The sequence below is a fragment of the Oscillibacter sp. MSJ-31 genome (genome assembly GCF_018918025.1).
In the GTDB taxonomy this organism is placed as follows: Bacteria; Bacillota; Clostridia; order Oscillospirales; family Oscillospiraceae; genus Hominicoprocola.
Window position 1 is genome coordinate 1 of sequence record NZ_JAHLPT010000020.1, and the last position, 19,868, is coordinate 19,868.

At 59.5% G+C, this 19,868-nt stretch carries 18 protein-coding genes and 1 tRNA gene; 4 read left to right on the forward strand and 15 right to left on the reverse strand.

Annotated elements, in window-relative coordinates; translation table 11 throughout:
• Window positions 1-283: 283 nt before the first annotated feature.
• Window positions 284-1,435 (forward strand): site-specific integrase, encoded by a 1,152-nt coding sequence (locus KQI17_RS10935; protein WP_216496267.1) that lies wholly within the window; start codon window positions 284-286, stop codon window positions 1,433-1,435.
• A 117-nt stretch (window positions 1,436-1,552) separates the two neighbouring features.
• On the opposite strand, the gene KQI17_RS10940 is transcribed toward KQI17_RS10935, so the two are convergent.
• The 5 genes from KQI17_RS10940 to KQI17_RS10960 form a co-directional block, all read right to left on the reverse strand.
• Window positions 1,553-1,629, reverse strand: a tRNA-Arg gene (locus KQI17_RS10940).
• Between the two features lie 186 nt (window positions 1,630-1,815).
• Window positions 1,816-3,036, reverse strand: a complete 1,221-nt coding sequence (gene arcA / locus KQI17_RS10945; RefSeq protein WP_216496268.1) for an arginine deiminase — start codon at window positions 3,034-3,036, stop codon at window positions 1,816-1,818.
• Window positions 3,037-3,242: 206 nt separating this feature from the next.
• Window positions 3,243-4,730 carry a PLP-dependent aminotransferase family protein gene (locus KQI17_RS10950; RefSeq protein WP_216496269.1) on the reverse strand — a complete coding sequence of 496 codons (1,488 nt, stop codon included), beginning with the start codon at window positions 4,728-4,730 and terminating at the stop codon, window positions 3,243-3,245.
• Between the two features lie 103 nt (window positions 4,731-4,833).
• Window positions 4,834-6,207: a YjiH family protein gene (locus tag KQI17_RS10955; protein WP_371821991.1), complete on the reverse strand. Its 1,374-nt coding sequence runs from the start codon at window positions 6,205-6,207 to the stop codon at window positions 4,834-4,836.
• 322 nt (window positions 6,208-6,529) lie between these two features.
• Window positions 6,530-6,946: a DUF1934 domain-containing protein gene (locus tag KQI17_RS10960; protein ID WP_216496270.1), complete on the reverse strand. Its 417-nt coding sequence runs from the start codon at window positions 6,944-6,946 to the stop codon at window positions 6,530-6,532.
• Between the two features lie 109 nt (window positions 6,947-7,055).
• Here KQI17_RS10960 and KQI17_RS10965 point away from each other — a divergent pair, with 109 nt between their 5' ends.
• Window positions 7,056-7,463 (forward strand): hypothetical protein, encoded by a 408-nt coding sequence (locus KQI17_RS10965; RefSeq protein WP_022018628.1) that lies wholly within the window; start codon window positions 7,056-7,058, stop codon window positions 7,461-7,463.
• A gap of 54 nt (window positions 7,464-7,517) precedes the next feature.
• On the opposite strand, the gene KQI17_RS10970 is transcribed toward KQI17_RS10965, so the two are convergent.
• The gene (locus KQI17_RS10970) at window positions 7,518-8,891 is read right to left on the reverse strand and encodes an MATE family efflux transporter (RefSeq protein ID WP_253285795.1); all 1,374 of its coding nucleotides are present in this window, start codon (window positions 8,889-8,891) and stop codon (window positions 7,518-7,520) included.
• A 192-nt stretch (window positions 8,892-9,083) separates the two neighbouring features.
• Between KQI17_RS10970 and KQI17_RS10975 the strand changes: the two genes are divergently transcribed.
• Window positions 9,084-9,635, forward strand: coding sequence for a DUF6512 family protein (locus KQI17_RS10975; protein ID WP_216496271.1), 552 nt, complete (start codon window positions 9,084-9,086; stop codon window positions 9,633-9,635).
• A gap of 75 nt (window positions 9,636-9,710) precedes the next feature.
• On the opposite strand, the gene KQI17_RS10980 is transcribed toward KQI17_RS10975, so the two are convergent.
• From KQI17_RS10980 to KQI17_RS10995, 4 genes are all read right to left on the reverse strand, one after another.
• On the reverse strand, window positions 9,711-10,658 hold the full coding sequence (locus tag KQI17_RS10980; RefSeq protein WP_216496272.1) for an ROK family protein: 948 nt from the start codon (window positions 10,656-10,658) through the stop codon (window positions 9,711-9,713).
• 69 nt (window positions 10,659-10,727) lie between these two features.
• The gene (locus tag KQI17_RS10985) at window positions 10,728-11,126 is read right to left on the reverse strand and encodes a sigma-70 family RNA polymerase sigma factor (protein WP_253285796.1); all 399 of its coding nucleotides are present in this window, start codon (window positions 11,124-11,126) and stop codon (window positions 10,728-10,730) included.
• On the reverse strand, window positions 11,086-12,801 hold the full coding sequence (locus KQI17_RS10990) for a recombinase family protein (RefSeq protein WP_216496274.1): 1,716 nt from the start codon (window positions 12,799-12,801) through the stop codon (window positions 11,086-11,088). Before KQI17_RS10990 ends, KQI17_RS10985 begins: the two co-directional genes overlap by 41 nt.
• Before the next feature lie 407 nt (window positions 12,802-13,208).
• Window positions 13,209-13,649, reverse strand: a complete 441-nt coding sequence (locus KQI17_RS10995; RefSeq protein WP_371821992.1) for a DUF2442 domain-containing protein — start codon at window positions 13,647-13,649, stop codon at window positions 13,209-13,211.
• A 305-nt stretch (window positions 13,650-13,954) separates the two neighbouring features.
• On the opposite strand from KQI17_RS10995, the gene cysK reads away from it, so the two are divergent.
• On the forward strand, window positions 13,955-14,884 hold the full coding sequence (gene cysK / locus KQI17_RS11000) for a cysteine synthase A (RefSeq protein WP_216496276.1): 930 nt from the start codon (window positions 13,955-13,957) through the stop codon (window positions 14,882-14,884).
• Here the strand turns inward: cysK and KQI17_RS11005 are convergent.
• From KQI17_RS11005 to KQI17_RS11025, 5 genes are all read right to left on the reverse strand, one after another.
• A complete protein-coding gene (locus tag KQI17_RS11005; RefSeq protein WP_216496277.1) occupies window positions 14,854-15,585 on the reverse strand; it encodes a hypothetical protein in 732 nt (243 codons plus the stop codon). The two genes, cysK and KQI17_RS11005, sit on opposite strands and share 31 nt — an antisense overlap.
• An 84-nt stretch (window positions 15,586-15,669) precedes the next feature.
• Window positions 15,670-16,884 (reverse strand): murein hydrolase activator EnvC, encoded by a 1,215-nt coding sequence (locus KQI17_RS11010; protein ID WP_216496278.1) that lies wholly within the window; start codon window positions 16,882-16,884, stop codon window positions 15,670-15,672.
• Window positions 16,885-16,902: 18 nt separating this feature from the next.
• Entirely contained in the window at window positions 16,903-17,790 is an 888-nt protein-coding gene (gene ftsX, locus KQI17_RS11015; protein WP_216496279.1) for a permease-like cell division protein FtsX, read from the reverse strand.
• Between the two features lie 6 nt (window positions 17,791-17,796).
• Window positions 17,797-18,474, reverse strand: a complete 678-nt coding sequence (gene ftsE, locus KQI17_RS11020) for a cell division ATP-binding protein FtsE (protein ID WP_022017873.1) — start codon at window positions 18,472-18,474, stop codon at window positions 17,797-17,799.
• Between the two features lie 180 nt (window positions 18,475-18,654).
• Window positions 18,655-19,749, reverse strand: coding sequence for a CdaR family transcriptional regulator (locus KQI17_RS11025; protein WP_216496280.1), 1,095 nt, complete (start codon window positions 19,747-19,749; stop codon window positions 18,655-18,657).
• Window positions 19,750-19,868 lie beyond the last annotated feature (119 nt).

Below are 19,868 nucleotides of genomic sequence, written 5' to 3' on the forward strand. Positions count from 1 at the left end.
GCTCGAGCGCTTGGCTCACCAAAGAAACCGTCCATCCATTGCCCTCCCATTATAACAAAAATAAGCATAGCTTCCGAGGCTTCCTATACGCTTCGGGTGCTATGCTTATTTTGTACCAACCAAAGAAGAACGCCTCCGGCAGCGCAAAAATTGCGTCGCCATAGACAAAGATAAGGCGGCGCGGCTCCGAGGTGCAAATGATAACTTTCTGATAACAGTTCGGCTTTTCGGTAGCTTTGTTCCCTTGGTTACGGTATTGTTCGTTGCGAAAGGGGCTGATACCATGCCAAAACGACGAGCAAACGGCGAAGGGAATATCCGAAAGCGCAAGGACGGACGCTGGGAGGGAAGATACACTGTCGGTCACGATCCGGAAACCGGAAAGGCCATCATCAAAAATGTCCTCGGCAAGACGCAAGCGGAAGTAAAAGAAAAGCTGAAAAAAGCCATCGAGGAAAACGTCGGTATCGACTACGGACGGGCCAAGACCTACACGGTGGGGAGTTGGCTGGAGGTCTGGATGGAAAACTACGCAAAAATCAAGCTGCGCCCATCGACCTTCAAAACCTCGCAAGGCTTTCTGAAAAACCACATCAAACCGCAAATCGGCAGCATTCCGCTGGCAGACTTGACTTTTCTGGACTTACAGCGCTTCTACAAACATCTGTTGGACGGCGGCCGGGTAGACCGCATCGAAGCGAAAAAGAAACCGAAAGGTCTGGCGCCCAAAACAGTGCGCAACATCCACCAGATGATCGGCTCGGCATACAACCTCGCCGAGGAACAGCGCCTCGTCACAAAAAATCCCACGCAGGGCTGCGCCTTGCCAAAGGTGGAGCACAAGGAGATGCGGACGCTGACCTCGGATCAACTCAGCGCCTTCTTCCAAGAAGCCAGAGACAGCGGCGTGTACGAGCTCTACTACCTCGACCTCGCCACAGGACTACGCCGTGGGGAACTGCTGGGATTGAAGTGGACGGATGTCGACCTCGACCGTGGTGTGCTGAAAATCCAACGGGCCATCTCACGGCAGAACGGCAAGGTAGTCGAGGCACCGCTGAAAACGAAAAACGCCTACCGCACGCTGCCGCTGTCGGCAGACGCGATAAGCGTTCTGAAAATGCAAAAATGTAAGATCGGAAATAGCGAGTGGGTGTTCCCGTCCCCCACCGGAGGCCCCATGTCGCCGGACAGCGTCCTGCACATGCTCCAGCGGGTGCTGAAACGGGCTGGGCTGCCCCGCATCCGATTCCACGATCTCCGTCACACCTTCGCGACGATGGCGCTCCAGAACGGCGTGGACGTGAAAACGGTGTCCTCGATGCTGGGCCACTACTCGGCGGGGTTCACGCTGGACACCTACGCCCACGTCACCACCGACGCCCAACTCAAGGCTGCCCAGACGATGGGCAATATCCTATCCCGTGCCGTCTGATGCTTTCCGCTACCCGCTCCCGTTGGGGTCAGCGTTTGGGTCAGAAAAAAGCGGCACACTAAAAACGGAACTTATGAAAAGCAAAAGTCCTCGAAATCAGACGATTTCGAGGACTTTTGGTACGCCGTGAGGGATTCGAACCCCCGGCCTTCTGGTCCGTAGCCAGACGCTCTATCCAGCTGAGCTAACGGCGCGTGTCCTTTCAGACAACAAAGGCAGTATAGCACTGTGAAGCGCAAAATGCAAGCCCTTTTTCAAATTTTTTACTGTTTTCGTTTGATTATACCGCAGCGGGCACTTTCATCCGATAAAATATGCAGGCGTCAGCGGCGGGATTCGCCGCCGACGCCTGCTTTCCGCTTGAAAAGCTCGCCAGACGCTTACAGGTCGTCGCGGTTGACTGGGCAGGACATACAGCGCGGACCACCGCGGCCGCGGGAAAGCTCCGCGGACGGGATGGTGATGACGTCGATGCCCTTCTTGACGAGCAGCTCGTTGGTGACGTAGTTGCGGTCATAGGTGATGACGCGCCCGGGCGCAATGCAGAGGGTATTCGAGCCGTCGTTCCACTGCTCGCGCTGCGCAGCCAGCAGATCGCCGCCGCCGCAGCGGATCAGGTCGACCGCAGGCAACTTGAGCTCAAGAGCCAGAATATCCTTCAGCTCGTCCTTGAGGGCGGCGAACTTCAGCTCACCGTGCTCGTCGAGCATCATCTCGTAGACGCTCAGCGGGCCCTCGATCTCCGGATGGATGGTGAACTTGTCGTAATCGACCATCGTAAAGACGGTATCGAGGTGCATGAACGCGCGGGTCTCGGGGATATCGAAGGCAAGGACCTTCTTGAAACCGGAGTTCTGCAGCAGGTTGCGGGCAAAGGTCTCCGCGCCGGAGACGGTGGTGCGCTGGGACAGGCCGACCGCCACGATGTCTTTGGAGAGCACGAGCACGTCGCCGCCCTCGATGGAGTAGCTGTCGGAAAGGTCGTACCACTGCTTGTTCTCCTCCGTGGCAAAGTCACGGTTGTAGAGGTACATATACTTGAGCAGCAGGCTCTCGCGCTTGCGGGCGGGCGTGTGCATCCGGTGGATGTTGATGCCGTTGCCGACGCAGGCGCCGGGGTCGCGGGTGAAGTAGAGGTTGGGCATCGGATCGGAGACGAAGGGATAGTCGTCCTCAACGAGGTCCATGAGGGAGGTGGCCTCCTTGGTGGCGACCTCGCTGCGCTTGATGCCGGCGATCAGCTCGGCGACCATCTGCTTGGGCGGCATATTCAGGAGATAGCTCGTCATGGACGCGCGCAGGCCCTTGGCATGGATCTTGCTGATGTTCAGGAAGTCGTTCACCAACTGGATCTGGCGGGCGGGATCGGCGATGGCCTTGGCGACCTCGTCGACATAGTAGACGACCTCGACGCCGTTCTCACGCAGCACGCGGGCAAAGTTGTCATGCTCCTCCTGCGCGATCTTGAGGTAGGGCACGTCGTCGAACAGCAGACGCTCGAGCGTAGCGGGCGTCAGCGCCTCCAGCTCCTTGCCGGGGCGATGCAGCAGGACCTTATTGAGCTTACCGATCTCTGAAAAATTATGGATACCGGGGTACATACTTGCTCCTTTCCCGGGACGGCAGCGCGCAGCACGCGCCACTCCCAACGGTCTGAACAGCAGCCGAAAATCCGTCGGCTTGCTTATTCAGGTTCAACAATTTTTATCTGGATGCTCGCGCGTTTCTCATAGCTTTTCACTAAAACCAGTATACTCGGCCGCGCGAAAAATGGTAGTATCAGTGTTTTGCGTTTTTCATGTGCCAGTCAGCCTTCAAGCGACTCCAGCAGCGCCGCGCGAAAGACCTCCATGCCGGCGAGCAGGCGCTCGTCCGACTCATAGGAGTAGTTGATGCGGACATAGTTCCGCCCGCCGTTCTTGAACGGGTAGAACACATAGCCCGGAATGAGGATCAGGCCCATGTTGTAGGCCCGGTTGATGAACCGCTTGCTGTCCACCCCGTCGGGCAGGCGGCACCAGATGTACACGCCGCCGCGCGGTCGCTCATAGGACACGCCGAGGGCAGCCATCTCGTCAAGCTTCTCACACACGAGCCGCTGCTTGCGGCTGTAGCTGGCGCGGAACTCATCGAGCGCCTTATAGTAGGTGCCGTCGTCGAGATAGCGGCCCAGCAGCTTCTGCGTCATCCAGTCCGACGCCATCAGGCGCACGGAGACCAGATAGCTCAGGCTGCGGATGACGTCGGCATTCGCCGCAACGACCGCGATGCTCAGGCCCGTGACGAAGGTCAGCGAGAAGGAATAGATGTAAATGACGTTTTCCAGCGTGTCGAACGCCTTGATGGGCGGCAGCTTCTCGCCCTCGTAAACGAGCTCGCTCGCGGCGTCCTCCTCCACGATGGGAACACGGTAGGTGTTGGAGATCTCGATGATCTTCTTCCGCCGCTCCAGCGAGAGGATGTGGCCGGTGGGATCGTGAAAGCTCGAATTGACGAAAATGAAGCGCGGATGCTTGTGAAGGATGAGCTTTTCAAGCAGGTCCACGCGCATCCCGTCCTGATCCACCGGCACGGTGAGGATCTTCGCGCCGGCCAGCTCCATCGCGCGGGACATATCCGGGTGGACCGGCTCCTCCATGACCACGGTGTCGCCGGGCTGGACGAGGAGCGTCACGATGAAGTCCACCGCCTGATTCGTCTCGGACAATATCTGTATTTCGCCGGTGGACGCCTTGACGCCCTTGGTGCTGAGGAAGGAGACAAGCTTCTGCCGCAGGAACTTGTCGCCCTTATAGGGGCTGTAGAAATACTGGCAGCAGCCCGCGCTCGTCATCAGCGGCGCGATGTCGTGCGCGACGCGCTCGGGACGGAACACCTCGTTGGTGGAGATGCCGCTGCCGAGGGAGTATTTGCTCTCGTCGGTAAAGCGCTGGAAAAGATCGTCAAAGGTCTTTTCCATGTCGAGGTGGCGATCCTTGATCTCATTGATCCAGTTCACGCGGCGGCTCGGCTTGTCGGAGGCTCCCGCCTCCCCTTTCCCGCCGTCCTCCGCCGCGGGCGGGACGGCGACGACGTAGCCGATGCCCTGCCGGGACTCGATCCATGCGTCGCTCTTGAGCTCGCCATACGCCTTGACGACCGTGTTGCGGTGGACCTCAAGCATTTGAGCCAGGCCGCGCTCCGAGGGCAGCACGCTGCCGGACGGCAGCGCACCGCACATGATCTGCGCGCGAAGCTGATCCACGATCTGCAGATAGACCGGTATTTTGCTTTGTTTATCCAGCTTGACGTCCATGCTTTCTCCTTCCGTGCGCAGCGCCTGGTGAAATAAGAGCCGGAGAACCTCTACGGTGCTCCGGCTCTCGTTTGCTATGTAACGATGATCCTGCCCGTCTTACTTAAAACAGCAAATGCGCGATGGGGCAGACGATCAGCAGGCTGATGATAGTACGCTCAAGGAAGATCACGAACAGCTCCCAGATGTTGAGGGGCAGCTTGGAGCCGAGGATCAGACCGCCGACCTCGGAGAGGTAGAGCACCTGCGTGACGGAGACGACCGCGACGATGAAGCGGGCCATATCGCTGGCACACTCCGCGATCAGAATGGCGGGCGTGAGCATATCGGTGAAGCCGACGATCATCGTGGAGGCAACCGCACCGGCCTCGGGCACACCGAGCAGCTCCAGCAGGGGCTTGAAGGGCAGACCCAGCCAGGCGAAGATCGGGGTGTGGTTGGCAAGGATCAGAGCAACGGTACCGACCGCCATAACGGTGGGCAGAACGCCGAACCACATGCTGCAGGCGTTCTTGGCGCCGCTGGCGAAGAACTCGCCGATGCCCTTGTGCTGCGCGACGCGCTTGAGCGCGAGGTCCATGCCGTACTCAGTGGAGTTCTTGTAGCCCTCGGGCAGGGTGTCGGGAGCGGCCTTGCCGGGAACCAGATAGGTGTTGGGCTTGTTGCGCAGCGGGTAGAGATAGGGGCAGATGATGGCGCAGACGATGCCGACGAGGCAGACGATCAGGTAGTAGATGCCGAACTTGTCGAGCATACCGACCGTATCGAGAACGACGAGGGTGAAGGTGATGGAAACAGCGGAGAAGAGCGTCGCGATGATGCTCGCTTCCTTGGCGGTGTAGTAGCCGCCCTCGTACTGGTTGCAGGTGAGCATAACGCCGAGGGTGCCGTCGCCGATCCATGAGGTGATGCAGTCGACCGCGGCACGACCGGGGACCTTGAAGAGCGGGCGCATGACCTTGGTGAGCTTTGCGCCGACGAACTCGAGCAGACCGAAGTCGAGCAGCAGGGGCAGCAGGATGGCTGCAATAACGAAGATGATGACGAGGGTGGTGAGCAGGTCGTAGAGCACGAAGCCGCCCTGATCGCCGCTGGTGATGAGGCTCACAAGGCCGGTGCCCTCAGAGCCCACACCGAGGTAGGTCAGCCACACGAAGATGGCGGCCAGCACACGGATGACGACCCAGATGGGGCCGCAGGCAAAGCATTCCTTGAGGATGGGACTGTCCATGATGAACTTGGGCTTTCCCAACGCAACAAGGCACATGACGGCGGAGACCGTCAGGATGATGACGCACAGCAGGGGCAGGAAGCCGCCGATGGCGCCGGAGATGATGTCCGCGATGATCTTGACGACGACCGTCCAATCACCGTCCGCATTCTTGACGGGGATCATGAACAGGATAACGCCGATGATCGAGGGGATGAGGAACAGAGCCTTCAGGCTGCCTCTGCTTTTCGTGGTGTTATTTTCCACTTTCTTCTCTCTCCTTAAAAGATAGATTGACGCGAGAGCCAAAAACCGATCTTCCTTCCCGTCTTTTTTTGGTCAATTCGCTGTCATTTACTACTTTATACTAAATTAACAGGTTCGCAAGTACCAGTTGTAGTTGCAGATTGTATACCAGTCATGAATTCAGCAGCACTTCTGCCTCTTTTTATGTGCATTTGGCTCAAATTCAAGCGCCGTTTTTTGGTATTTCCGCCCGTTTTTCCCGTTTGTCACAGCAAAATGACCACATCGGTGCTCTCCGATTTGGTCCTTTGGCAGAATTGGCCTGAATGCAGCGTTTTTCCACTCAGCGCGGAGCCAGCGTGACCGTGAGCCGGTTCTCGCTCACCGTTTCGTCCCGCACCGTCAGGCGGTAGCATAGCTCCAGCGTGCCGCACGCTCCGTCAAAGGACGCGCAAACGCTGTCCGTGTGAAGCTCCATTGTCAAGCGTCCGAGGGGAAGCTCATAGAATATGGTATGGCACTCTCCCGCCGCGAAGGTCATCTCGCTGCGCACCGCGCCGCGGCGCGTGAGCGTGACTCGGCCGTCCGCGAAGCGGAGCAGTGTTTTGACGGTACCGGCCTCCGACGGCTCTTCGTAGGCGAGCAGCCAGCCGTCCGCCGTATGCTTGAAGACGCCCTCGCACACCAGCTCGCTTACATCCTCCTCCGCGCCGGGGCAGCGCTGCACGCCGCACACGCGGACGGAAACGTCCTCTTTCACAAGCGATCCCCCTTTCTTTTTTCACATTCTGCCTGTTTTTGCTATGGCATTTTGACGCAGAGTGTGCTATCATCATGGAAACTGAAATCTGCATCACAGGAGGCGCAGCATGAAAATCGAATTGACGGAAAAGCAATTCCGCCGTCTTCTTGATCTGGTCTATATCGGCAACTGGGTGCTCAACTCCACGCGCGGCGACGACCGCATCCGCGAGTACGACGAGGTGGAGAGCACCGTTTTCTCCAACTGCATCAACCACGGCATGGTGCCGCTGGTCGAGTCCTATCAGGGCGAGCTGATCCCCTCGCGCGCCTTCGCCGAGGGCGGCATCCACGAGGCTATTCTCGCCTACGAGGACACGATGTTCTTCGAGATCCTCGCGCAGGAGCTTGCCCTGCGCGACATGGACTCCGACGCGCCCACGCCGGAAAATTACGACGAGCTGCGCGAGCGCATGGATGTGTACTTAGGTGAATTTGAGCAGCACGGGACCGACAACATCACCGTGGAAATGTAAGACCGGAAAAAAGAAACGCCGTGACCGCGCGGCTTTTCTTTTTTTGCACTTTCGCTATGATCGGATCGCCATGCGCTCCCATTTTCCGCTGCGGTAGCGGGCGTAGAAAATGACGCTGCGCGTCGCCCAGTCGAGGATCGCGTGGGCGAACCACACGCCGACTACGCCATAGCCGAGATAGCGGCCGATGACATAGGCTCCCAGCACACGCACGAGCCACATGGTGATCATGCTCACGACCATCGTGAAGGTCGCGTCTCCCGCGGCGCGCAGGAAGTACGGAATCATGAACGAGGGCATCCACAGCACGATGGCGCTGCTGCCGTGGAGCAGCATGATCTTGCGCGCCAGCACGGCAGCCTCGGGCGCAACATCGTACACGCGCAGGATCAGCGGGATGCAGAGGATCAGCGTGATGTTGATAAACGCCATGACCGCATAGGTCGCGACGGTCAGCTTTTTCATATAGTACCGCGCGCGGTCATAGGCGCCCGCGCCGACGCATTGGCTCACCACGGTAGTCAGGCCCATGCAGATGGCCTGCCCGGCAAACACATGGAAATTGCCCATCGTATTGCCGATGGCGTTGGCCGTGATGCTCGCCGTACCGAAGGTGGAGATGAGGCTGAAGAGGATGAGCCGTCCGAAGTGGAACATCCCGTTCTCCACGCCGCTGGGGATGGCAATGCGGAATATGTTGCGCATGACGCGCTTTTCAAAGCGGAACGCGCGGATGTCGGAAAGATGCAGCTCGAGCTTTTCGTTGAAGAGCAACCACACGATCACGACCGCCGCCACCGTGCGCGAGACGAGCGTGGGAATGGCGACGCCCGCCACATCGAAGCCGAGGCCAAAGATCAAAATGGCGTTGCCCGCCACGTTGATGCCGTTCATCAGCAGCGAGACCTTGAGCGACACACCGGAGCGCGACATCGTGCGGAAGAGCGCCGCGCCGCCGTTGTAGAGCGCGATGCCCGGAATGGAGGCCATAACGTAGCTGTAATAGATGTTCGTCGCCTCCATGACGTCCGCGTCGATGTGCCCGAAAAGGCGGGTGACGATCAGGTCCCGGAACATGTATAAAAGCGCCGTCACCGCCAGCGACACCACGCCGAGCAGCACCATGAGCTGCTGCGCGCTGCGGCAGGCCTCCTCCCGCTCGCGCCGGCCGAGGTACTGACCGGCCACGACCGCGCCGCCGGTCGCCATGGCGGAGAAAATGTAGATCATCAGCGCGCTGACGCTGTCCACGAGCGACACCGCCGAGATCGACGCATCGCCCACGGTCGCGACCATCAGCGAGTCCGCAAGACCCACCGTGATGCCGAGCAGCTGCTCGGCCAGCATCGGCAAAATCAGGCTCACGAGCTGACGGTTGGTAAATTCAATATTTTGTCTCCCCGCGAGCGGGGACATCTGCTCATCCATTCCGAAATCATCGGCGAGCTCCGCCGAAGCCTCTCTTTCTTTGTCCGGCACCGCCGCGCGGCAGATAACCATAATGAGTATAGCGGTTTTCGCCCGCCGCGTCAAGGACGGCCGGGCGGTTTTTGTATCGCGTGGGATAAAATGACGCTGAAATCCATACAATGGACAAAGCAAATAAACGGAGGTGTCCTTATGCAAAAAAGGCTGCTGCGTTGGGAGCTGATTGGCTTCGCGTTCACCGGCGCGGTCGGTACGCTGCTGCATTTCGTGTACGAGTGGACCGGAGGCGATCCGCTCATCGCGGCGTTCTGTGCCGTCAATGAGTCCACCTGGGAGCACATGAAGCTGCTGTTCGTGCCGTTCTTTCTCTTCACCATGGTTGAATTCATCGTTTTTGCCGAGCCGCTGCGGAGCTTCTTTGCCGCCAAGGCCGCGTCCATTCTGCTCGGTCTGCTCGCGATCCCCGTGCTCTTCTACTCGCTCGGCGGGATGTTCGGCAAAACGCCGGACTGGGTGAACATCGCCATTTTCTTCCTCGCGGACGCGCTGCTCTACTTTATGAGCTTCCGTCTGCTCACGCGCGGCGCGCTGCGCGGCGGCGCGTGGCAGCTCGCCGGCTTTCTCCTGCTGTGGGCACTGGCCTTCGCATTCGTGTTCTTCACCTACCGCCCCATCCGCCTCCCGCTCTGGCAGGACCCGACGAATGGGCTCTACGGGCTCGCCGCGTCAAGGGCCGCAGGATAAATTTCATCATCTGGTGCAGCAAGGAGGGCAGCCGCCGCAGCGGCTGCCCTCCTTGCCATTGTTCTGTTCTTCCTTTCAGCTCTGCTTCGCCAGCAGCGCCGCGCCGATGACGCCCGCGCGGTAGCCGAGCGTGCAGAGCTCGATGCGCGTGTGACGCACGGCATAGCGCGAGCCGTAGCTCAGCGCCCGCACCCTCTCCCGCAGCGGGACAAGCAGCGCGTCGCCCTGATTGGCCACGCCGCCGGAGAGCGCGATGACCTCCGGGAAAAAGATGTTGACGATGTTGGCAACGCCGCAGGCAAGGTCGTCCAGATAGCGATCCACCACCGCCTGCGCGGCGGCGTCGCCGCGCTGCGCCGCGATGAACGCCGTGCGTCCGTCCACCGCGCCGTTCTCCTCGGCAGCGGCGTGCATCCGGCTCTCGGGATGCGCAGCCATCGCGCGCTTTGTCTCGCGGATGAGCGCGGTCGCGCTGGCATAAGCCTCAAAGCAGCCGCGCCGTCCGCAGGTGCATTCCTCGCCGCCCGCGCGGATGACCATGTGGCCCAGCTCGCTCGCCGCGCCGGTGTAGCCCGTGAGCATTTTGCCGTCCAGCACCACGCCGCCGCCGACGCCTGTGCCGAGCGTGACGATCACGGCGCTCTGCGCACCTTTGGCGCAGCCGACCAGCGCCTCCGCCAGCGCGGCCACGTTCGCGTCGTTGCCGATGCGCAGGTCAAAGCCCGTGCGCGACTTGACCGCCGCGCGCAGGTCAAAGTTCTTCCAGCCGAGGTTGTTCGCATAGAGCACGCGGCCGGTCTCGTCGTCCACCGTTCCCGGGCAGCCGAGCCCGACGCCGCCGAGCGAGGTCCGGTCCTCGCCGGATGAAAGCTCTGTGATGACCGCGGCGATGCCGTCGCAGACCGCCTCCGCGCCCAGCTCGACGCGCGTGGGACGGCTCACCTCCCGCGCGATCTCGCCCGTCTCGCTCACAAGCGCGCCCTTGATGTTTGTTCCGCCAAGGTCAATGCCGATATAGTACATGGAACAGTCCTCCCCACCGGCAAAATTTTCAGTCGTATTATACCCGCTGCGGCGCGGAATTGCAAGGGGTCAGCCGCGCTCGCCGATGGCTTCTTCGAGCTTTTCCAGCGCCCGCTTTTCGATGCGGGAGACATAGCTTCTTGAGATGCCGAGTTTTTTTGCGATCTCGCGCTGGGTGCGCGGCATCCGGCCGCCGAGGCCGTAGCGCAGCGTGACGATCTCGCGCTCGCGGTCGGTCAGGCATTCGCACACCAGACGGCGGACCAGCACGCTGTCCTCCCGGTCCTGCAGGTCGGAGAGCATCGTGTCGTCCACACCGACCACGTCCATCAGCATGAGGTCGTTGCCGTCCTGATCCGTCTCGATGGAGTCCGAGAGCGAGACCTCGCCCTGCAGCTTCTTACGCGAGCGGAAATACATCAGGATCTCATTCGCTATCCTCTCCCAACGGATATATAGGTTGGTCAATGGGTGGCAAATCCGCCTCTCCATCCTCCGCAAAGAGGTACACATAGGCGTTTTTGCCGTCCCAGACCACCTTTTTGACGATGGTGCGCAGCAGGCGGCGTTTTTCCTCCAGCGTGGCAGAATCCACCGCGCTGGCAAACGACTCGATCATTTCCTGATGGAAGGCGAACTCCTGATGCAGCATTCGGCTCTGTTCAGTCAGGGCTTCCAGCTCGGCAAGGCGCATCTGCTGGGTCTCGCTCTCCTGATGGAGCGCGTCGATCTGCTCCATGACGTACTTCGCGGAGGTCTCGCTGGCAACGGACAGGGATTCTACTAGCCGCTTGATGCGGTCCTCCGTCTCGGCGTGTTTCTCCCGGAGCAGCGCCAGCTCTGCGTCGTAGCCCTCCTTGCTGCCACTGATGACCTTCTTGGTCTGCGCCAGCAGCCGGGTAAGGGTCTCCTTGTCGGCGGAAAGCTTGCGGATCTCCTCGATGATCTTGGCATCCAGCGTGTTGCCGTTGCAGTTTTTCATAGAGCAGACCGTGCCGTGGCTGCGCTCCTTGGTGGAGCACATGTAGGTGTAGATCAGCTCGCCGTCCGCGGTACGGCGGTTGGTCAGCTTCGGGCGCATGTAATCGCCGCATTCGCCGCAGCGAAGCAGCCCGGACAGCAGCGCCACATTGCTGCGGGGTCTGCGGTAGCTCTTAGATTTGTTGACATCCAGCATGGCCTGCACCCGCACCCAATCGCTGCCCGCGATGATGCCGGGATGCTTGCCCACCGCCACGATCCATTCCTCCATGGGACGGATCTGATTCGCCTTGCCGGGGCGCTGGAGCGTGCGGTTGTATGCCATGACACCGTGCTCGCCGTCGAATTCTGCGCGCTCGGCAAACAAATCCACATTGTTCTCTTTCAGATACTGATACGCCGTCTCGTCGGCGATCATATAGACTGGATTGGTCAGAATGCCCCGGATGGCAAAGCGGGTGAACTGCTTGCCGCGCTTCGTGACGCAGCGGTGCTCCAACAGGTACTGGTCGGTCTTGCTGAGAGAGCCAGTCTCCATAAACACCTCGAAGATCGTCTTGACCAGCTGGATCTCCTCCGGGATGGGTTTGAGCTTGCAGGCCTTTTTCACCTTGCCGTCCACCGTCACGCTGGACAGGCTTTCCGAGGCGTAGCCCGTGGGCGTTGTGCCGCCCAGCCAGCGTCCGGTCTTGGACAGCTCGTGCATGTTGTCCCGGATGCGCTCGGCGATGGTCTCCCGCTCCAGCTGGGAAAAGACCGACGCGATATACATCATGGCGCGGCCCATGGGCGAGGACGTATCGAACTGCTCGCGGATGGAGATGAAGTCAATGTGTCGGTCGCCCAAGTCCTCGATGAGCTTGGCAAAATCGCCGATGTTGCGGCTGATGCGGTCAAGGCGGTAGACCACGATGGCGGCAAAGGCGATCTTCTGCGAGTCCTTCATCATTTTCTTGAACTGCGGGCGCTCCAGATTGCCGCCGGAAAAGCCCTCGTCCTCATACACCAGCGCATTTTCCGCCGCGTCCTCGCCAAAGTGCATGGCAATGTACTGGCGGCACAGCTCGATCTGATTCTCGATGCTCTCGCCCTTGCCGGTAAATTTGGACTTGCGGGAGTAGATGACGTATTGCTTCGCCTGCGGCTTGTCTTTCGTTTTCATAGAGGTACCTCGCGTTATTCGTTAGGTTGGTAGATATATTATAACGGATTGGAATCCATTTGAAAAGGTACCCAAGGGAAGAATCTGAAAATATTTCTGAGAAAAATACTCTCTTTGCCCGGTTTTTGAAAAATGTCGATTTTCATAAAAAAGCCTCTGTTTTGCCTCTCGGATGTGTTCCATAGGAAAACACCCACGCCCACCCGCTTGCGGCGGTCTGAGAGGAGAAAACAGAGGCTTTCGCACCCTAATTGATGCAGTTTTAAGGGCATCGCTCATACAAAACTCGCGCGAACGGGCATTGGGTGTATCAATCATCAAATTGATAAGAATGCCTGCACGATACCCAAAAATCTTTTATACCCCTTATACTCTTTCCAAAAGAGCATAAGGGGTATAACTCATATTTACTGCCAATTCCGTTTCAGGATCTCACTTTTGAGGTACAGCGTACTCTTTTCCGACGCTTTGATCGGATGAAGTTTTCCGCGCTTTGTCAGGTCGATGATATTCTGCCGGGAGCAGCCTAATATCTCGTTGATAACTCTATGCGCGGCAAAGTTCCGGAAGTCCTCCATTTTCAGCGGAACACTTTTGCCGATCCGGTAGAGCATCGCATCCGAAACGGTCATGTTCACATCCCACGCAACGCCGTATCCGCCCGTCTGCATCTGCACATGCTGAAAATAATCTGGCTTCTTGAGAAGGATCTGAAACGCTTTCGTCCTTTCAAAGTACTTCTGCAAATCACATTTCTTCACCGCACCGTCCCGAAAAAATACCAGCAAACAGTGATTCTCCAGCGGCAGCACATTCTTCCACATTCTGATACTGCGGAAGGCGAGCATAATGTCCCGATGTGCTCGGGATGTGGGGCCGTGCGTTCGAGCCGCATTGCTCCGCGCCAAGAGAACGGCACGACGAAAGTCGTGTCGTTCTCTTTTCTCAAATTTTTCATATTCCTACTTGACAAGTAGGTAACCTCGTGTTACAATGCCTATTAATCAGATAGGAAATATATGAATCAGAAATGAGGTAAGCCTATGCTGTCCTTTTTCATGCTCCGATGTCGCCGGTAAACGCCTTTCCTCTCTCTTAAAATTACTTCTCTTTCAAAAAAATATACAACCTACAATAAAAGGAGTTTACCGTTATGAAGACCTATGATACCATTACCGACCTGATCGGCTCCACTCCCCTGCTCAAGCTCAACCGTTTCGCCGCTGCGGAAAACCTCGGCGCTGAGGTCTACGCAAAGCTCGAATACTTCAATCCCGCCGGCTCCGTCAAGGACCGCATCGCCTATGCCATGATCACTGACGCCGAGAAGAGCGGCGCGCTCAAGCCCGGCTCCGTCATCATCGAGCCGACCAGCGGCAACACCGGCATCGGCCTTGCCGCCGTCGCCGCCGCACGCGGCTACCGCATCATCATCGTTATGCCCGAGACCATGAGCGTCGAGCGCCGTCAGCTGATGAAGGCCTACGGCGCGGAGCTGGTGCTCACCGAGGGCGCCAAGGGCATGAAGGGCGCCATTGCCAAGGCGCAGGAGCTGGCCGCCCAGACGCCGGACAGCTTCATCCCCGGTCAGTTCACCAACCCCGCGAACCCCTCCGCGCACCGCGCGACCACAGGCCCCGAGATCTGGAACGACACCGACGGCACCGTGGACATCTTTGTTGCGGGCGTCGGCACCGGCGGTACGCTGACCGGCGTGGGCGAATACCTCAAGAGCCAGAACCCCAACGTCAAGGTCGTAGCGGTCGAGCCCGCCGGCTCCCCGGTCCTGTCCAAGGGCGTCGCGGGCGCGCACAAGATCCAGGGCATCGGCGCGGGCTTCGTGCCCGACACGCTCAACACCAAGATCTACGATGAGATCATCACGGTGGAGAACGAGGACGCCTTTGCCACCGGCCGCGAGCTGGCGCGCAAGGAGGGTCTGCTCGTCGGCATCTCCTCCGGCGCGGCAGTGTGGGCCGCCGCCCAGCTCGCCAAGCGTCCCGAGAATCAGGGCAAGCGCATCGTCGTCCTGCTGCCCGACACCGGCGACCGCTACCTTTCCACCCCGATGTTCGCAGACTGATCCCACGCTACCCTTTTGACGCAGATCTCCTCCGCGCGCAGCGCGAGGGAGGCATACCATGCGGCGAGGAACTGTTCCGGCTCTCCGCCGCATTTCTCTGCCCGCTCACCTCCGTAGGTCACGCGCAGCGACGCAGCGCCGAGCGGCAGGACAATGCCCCTCGCCGCAGAAATCTCTGCCGCATCGTCAAAGCAGAGCACGATGTCCGCGCCCTCCGGCACGCGCAGGACAGGAGCCGCGACGCCGAAGCGGCTGCGCAGCGTCTGCGACAGCTCCCAGCCGCCCTGCGCCGTGCAGAGCTGCAAATAGCGCGTGTCCGCCGCCAGTGTCTCCGCCGCCGCGGCATAGGCGCGCGTGACGCGCAGAGCGCAGAGCGCGACGGTCGCTCTGCGCGGTGCGATCTCCTGCTGTGCCATCACACGGCGCGCGATGGCGGCAGCCGCCGCCTCGCGCAGAGGCCGCACATCCACCGGGACGATCCCCCGCGCGGCAAAGCGCTCATACGCGGAAAACCCCCGCGGAAAGACCGTCTGCGTCACACCGTACCATTCCAGCGTCCGCGCGGCGGTACGCAGGCTCCACGCCGCGCGCAGACCATCGCCGTGCCGGATGCCTGCGGCAAGGAACCGCACGCCGCCCAGGCGCTTTTCCCTCGCGCCGCAGCGCTCGCCCGCGCCGCGCCATTCCACTAATCCAAACATGGTTCCCCTCTCTCCCCTGCCCCACGACGCAAAAAGGACTCTCCCTACTCTATGGGAGAGTCCTTTGTTTCCATACCGATAAATTCAGTTCCACGCCTTGACGTAGTCCGTCAGGTACTTGAGCGGATCGACGAGCTGACCGTTTTCCGTGATCTCAAAATGCAGATGCGGGCCGCTGCCGACGCCGCTCGAGCCGGTCACGCCGATGGCTTGTCCCTGTTTGACCACTGTACCGACGCTCACCGAGCGCTTGGAAAGGTGCTGATAGGTGGTCGTGTTGCCGCTGCCGTGGCTGATGACGATGTACTGTCCGCGCACATTGTTGCTCGACGAAATGATGACCGTGCCCGCCTTGGCGGCGTAGACGGTGGAGCTGTAGTACACGCCGCCGATGTCGATGCCGCGGTGATTGGTGGAAGCCCCGCTGATGCCGGTGTTGCGCTTGCCGAAGGGCGATGTGACGCGCTTGCTGGTCGTCACGGGCCAGATGTAGCCGCCGTAGGTCACCGTCGTGTTGCCCTGCTGCGCGGCAAGCTCCTTGCTCAGCCGGACGATCTCCGCCTGTGTCTTTTCCTCCTCGGCCTCGATCTCGGCGAGCACGTCCTTATAATCCGCCTCGTTCTCTTCCATTTCCTTGATGAGACCGGTCGCCTCGGTGCGCTGATCGCGCAGCTCGTTGTTCTTCGCCGCCAGCGCCTCCTTGGCGCTCTGCTGCTCGGCGAGTGAGGTCTCGAGCGTCTGCTGCTTTTCCGCGATCTGCGCCTGCAGCACACGCAGGTCGTCGATCACGCGCTGGTCCGCCTCCATCACCTCGCTGATGAAGTCCATCGCGCCAAGCAGCTCTTCAAAGCTCGACGCCTGAAAGAGCACCGACCAGTAGGACACCGTCCCGCGCTCCTCCATCGCGCGCACGCGCTTGCAGAACAGCTCATACTGGTCCGCCTCCTGCGCCTGCGTCTCGTTGAGCTCCTGCTCGGTCTGCTCGATGAGCGTTTCATACTGCGCGATCTGCTGCTCGGTGTTGGCGATCTCCGCGCTGATGAGGTCGATCTGCTGGTCGAGCAGCGCCTTGCGCTTGAGCGTGTTGGCCTTGTCCTTTTTGAGCGCGCTGAGCTGCTTGTTCACCTCGCTCTTCTTGCTTGAGAGCGCGTTGGATTCCTTTTTCAGCTTGTCGATGTCCGCCTGCGTGACGGCGGAGGCCGTCTGCGGCGGCAGGCGCAGCGGCGTCAGATCCGCCGCGAGCACGCCGAAAGCGAACAGGAGCGCGACCGCCGCGCGCAGGATCCGTTTTGTTTTCATGGGCAGCCGCCCTCCTTTTCAGACTTGCAGGAATTTGCGGATCGCCGTCAGGCTGCCGCCGACGCCGACGAGCATCCCCACGCCGACGAACACCAGCGCGACCGGCTTCCATATCGTCGCAAAGTCCACAACGCTGAAGAGGTTCAGCACGTCGGACACGGAAATGCTCCGCGCGACGGTCGCGTACAGCAGCCATTGCAGACCGAAGGCGATGCCCGCGCTCAAAAAGCCGATGATGAAGCCCTCATACACAAAGGGCCAGCGGATGAAGCCGTTCGTCGCACCGACCATCTTCATAATGGCGATCTCGTCACGCCGGTCGAAGGTCGTGAGCTTGATGGTGTTGGAAATGATGAACACGGAAACGACCAGCAATATCGCAATGAGCGCAATACATACCACGCCCGCCACGTTCCGCAGCGTGATGAAGCCCTCCGCCAGATTTTCGTCCGCGCGGGCGTCCGCGATGCCGGTCACCTTCTTGACCGCCTCGCGCGTCTCCTCCATCCGGCCGAGGTCGATCACCTTAATGGCAAAGCGGTCGCGCAGGATCTCCGGGTCCAGATCGCCGAGGGCGTATTTCCCCTCGTACTTTTTCTCGAAGGTCTCGCACGCCTCCTCGCGCGTGATAAAGCGCACGCTCCTCACATTCGGCACCGCCTCGACGGCGGACTGGAGCGAGCGCCCCTGTGCCTCCGTGAGCGTATCGTCCACAAAGGCAAGGATCTCGTTTTCACTTTCCAGCTGACGAAGCTGCTCGTTGACGTTGTAGGCCACAAGGGAAAACGTGCCCATGACGAGCAGGCAGGCCACGGTGATGCCGACAGCCGCAAAGGACATAAAGCCGTGGCTGAACAGGTTCACCACGCCCTCGTGGAAAAAGTAACCAAAATCGTGTCTTCTCATCGCGCCTCACCTCATATTGTAGCCGATGCCGTCGCTCACGACGATACCGCGCTCAAGCGTAATGACGCGCTTCTGGAACTTGTTGACCAGATCCTTTTCGTGCGTCACGACGAGCACCGTGGTGCCGAGCTGGTTGATGCGCTCGAGCAGCATCATGATCTCCAGCGAGCGGGCGGGGTCGAGGTTGCCGGTCGGCTCGTCGGCGATGATGGTATAGGGGTTGTTGACGAGCGCGCGCGCGATGGCCACGCGCTGCTGCTCGCCGCCGGAGAGCTGGTTGGGGAACTGATTGGCCTTGCCGTCCAGTCCCACCAGCTTGAGGACGTAGGGGATGCGCTTTTTCGCCTCGCGCGGCGAGGACCCCACGGCGCGCATGGCAAAGCTCAGATTTTCATAGACCGTTTTCTTCTCGATCAGGCGGAAATCCTGAAAGATCACGCCGATGGACCGGCGCAGCAGCGGGATCTGCCGGTCGGAAATGTTGTTGAGGTTGAAGCCGTTGATCATCAGTCGGCCGCCGCTCGGCAGAACCTCGCCCGTGAGGAGCTTGATGATGGTCGATTTGCCGCTTCCGGAGGGACCGACGAGAAAGACGAATTCGCCGTCGTTGACCTCCATCGTCACACCGCGCAGCGCGTGTGTCCCGTTCTCATATTCCTTCTGCACGTCGGTCAAGCGGATCATCGCCGTGTTCTCCCCTTTTTCTCCAAGTTTGCCTATTTTATTCTATTATACGCGAGCGGCGAAGAAATGGCAACAAAAATTATGTAAACAGCCGCTGTTTTTTTGACGCTCCCCAGCGGAAAAAGTTCCCAAGGCGCAAAAAAGAGGCTTTCCCTTCGGAAAGCCTCCTTCGCTATTCTCTTACGCCTCGATGCCGCGGGAGGCAAGGTACTTTTTGACCATCAGCGCCACCTTGAAGGTGATGGCGTCGTCGAACTCACGCAGGTCAAGGCCGGTGAGCTTCTTGATCTTCTCCAGACGGTAGACGAGCGTGTTGCGGTGGACGAACAGCTTGCGCGCCGTTTCGGAGAGGACGAGGTTGTTCTCAAAGAACTTGTTGATGGTGAAAAGCGTCTCCTTATCGAGCGAGTCAATGGGGTTCTTCTTGAAGACCTCCTGCAGGAACATCTCGCACAGGGTAGTCGGCAGCTGATAGATCAGACGGCCGATGCCGAGGTTTTCGTAGCTGACAACATATTTCTCCGTATCGAAGACCTTGCCGACCTCGATGGCAATCTGCGCCTCCTTGTAGCTCTTGGCGAGGTCGCGCAGGTGCGCGGCGACCGTGCCGATGCCGACGACGACCATGCTCTCGCCGTTCTCACGCAGCGTCTCTTCAATGAGCTGGGCGGTCTTCTCCAGATCGCGCGTGCTGACATTCTCGCCAAGCTGCTGAATGAGCACCACGTCGCTCTCGCCCATGGAAAGCGCAAAGCTGGTCTGGCGGTCCGGGAAGATGTTCTGCACCGCCTCCACGGTCAAGCCCTCAAAGTGCTCGTCCAGACGGCGGATCAGAAACACGCCGCGGTTGAGCTCGGTCTCAACGTGCAGTTCCTTGGCGCGGATATAGAGGTCGCTGAGCATGATGTTGTCGGAGATGATGTTCTTGATGAAGGAGACCTTGTCGTACTTCTCCTCATAATAGCTCTTGGCCGCGTTGAGCGCGACCGCCGCCATGGAGCAGGCCGCGCGGCTCATCTCGTTCTCGCCATAGGCAAAAACCGCAAAATCAAAGTGACCGTTCCAGCCGGACAGCGCCTTGAAGGTCTTGCCGCCGACTGGGATCACGCTCTCCTCCGCGTCGTTGATGCTATTCACAAGCTCGTTCCAATGGCTGCCGATCTCGCTCAGCTCCGTACAGGCAATGACAGTGCCCTCGGCGTCGATCACGCCGATCTCGGTATCGACCGCATCCTTGAATTGCAAAACGATGTTCTGGAAAACTCTCCCTGACATGGTGTACCTCCCGAAACCCTTACGCGGGTAGTTTGTGCAACTTGCTGATTGAATGAAATTATTATACTTGGCTTCGACATAATTTGCAAGCTATTTTTTCTTTTTTCCACAAAAAACTT

Coding starts and splice junctions, on each gene's coding strand:
- KQI17_RS10935 (WP_216496267.1), top strand. CDS start 284: ATGCCAAAACGACGAGCAAACGGCGAAGGGAATATCCGAAAGCGCAAG.
- arcA (WP_216496268.1), bottom strand. CDS start 3,036: ATGTACCCCGGTATCCATAATTTTTCAGAGATCGGTAAGCTCAATAAG.
- KQI17_RS10950 (WP_216496269.1), bottom strand. CDS start 4,730: ATGGACGTCAAGCTGGATAAACAAAGCAAAATACCGGTCTATCTGCAG.
- KQI17_RS10965 (WP_022018628.1), top strand. CDS start 7,056: ATGAAAATCGAATTGACGGAAAAGCAATTCCGCCGTCTTCTTGATCTG.
- KQI17_RS10970 (WP_253285795.1), bottom strand. CDS start 8,891: ATGGATGAGCAGATGTCCCCGCTCGCGGGGAGACAAAATATTGAATTT.
- KQI17_RS10975 (WP_216496271.1), top strand. CDS start 9,084: ATGCAAAAAAGGCTGCTGCGTTGGGAGCTGATTGGCTTCGCGTTCACC.
- KQI17_RS10980 (WP_216496272.1), bottom strand. CDS start 10,658: ATGTACTATATCGGCATTGACCTTGGCGGAACAAACATCAAGGGCGCG.
- KQI17_RS10990 (WP_216496274.1), bottom strand. CDS start 12,801: ATGAAAACGAAAGACAAGCCGCAGGCGAAGCAATACGTCATCTACTCC.
- KQI17_RS10995 (WP_371821992.1), bottom strand. CDS start 13,649: ATGCTCGCCTTCCGCAGTATCAGAATGTGGAAGAATGTGCTGCCGCTG.
- cysK (WP_216496276.1), top strand. CDS start 13,955: ATGAAGACCTATGATACCATTACCGACCTGATCGGCTCCACTCCCCTG.
- KQI17_RS11005 (WP_216496277.1), bottom strand. CDS start 15,585: ATGTTTGGATTAGTGGAATGGCGCGGCGCGGGCGAGCGCTGCGGCGCG.
- KQI17_RS11010 (WP_216496278.1), bottom strand. CDS start 16,884: ATGAAAACAAAACGGATCCTGCGCGCGGCGGTCGCGCTCCTGTTCGCT.
- ftsX (WP_216496279.1), bottom strand. CDS start 17,790: ATGAGAAGACACGATTTTGGTTACTTTTTCCACGAGGGCGTGGTGAAC.
- ftsE (WP_022017873.1), bottom strand. CDS start 18,474: ATGATCCGCTTGACCGACGTGCAGAAGGAATATGAGAACGGGACACAC.
- KQI17_RS11025 (WP_216496280.1), bottom strand. CDS start 19,749: ATGTCAGGGAGAGTTTTCCAGAACATCGTTTTGCAATTCAAGGATGCG.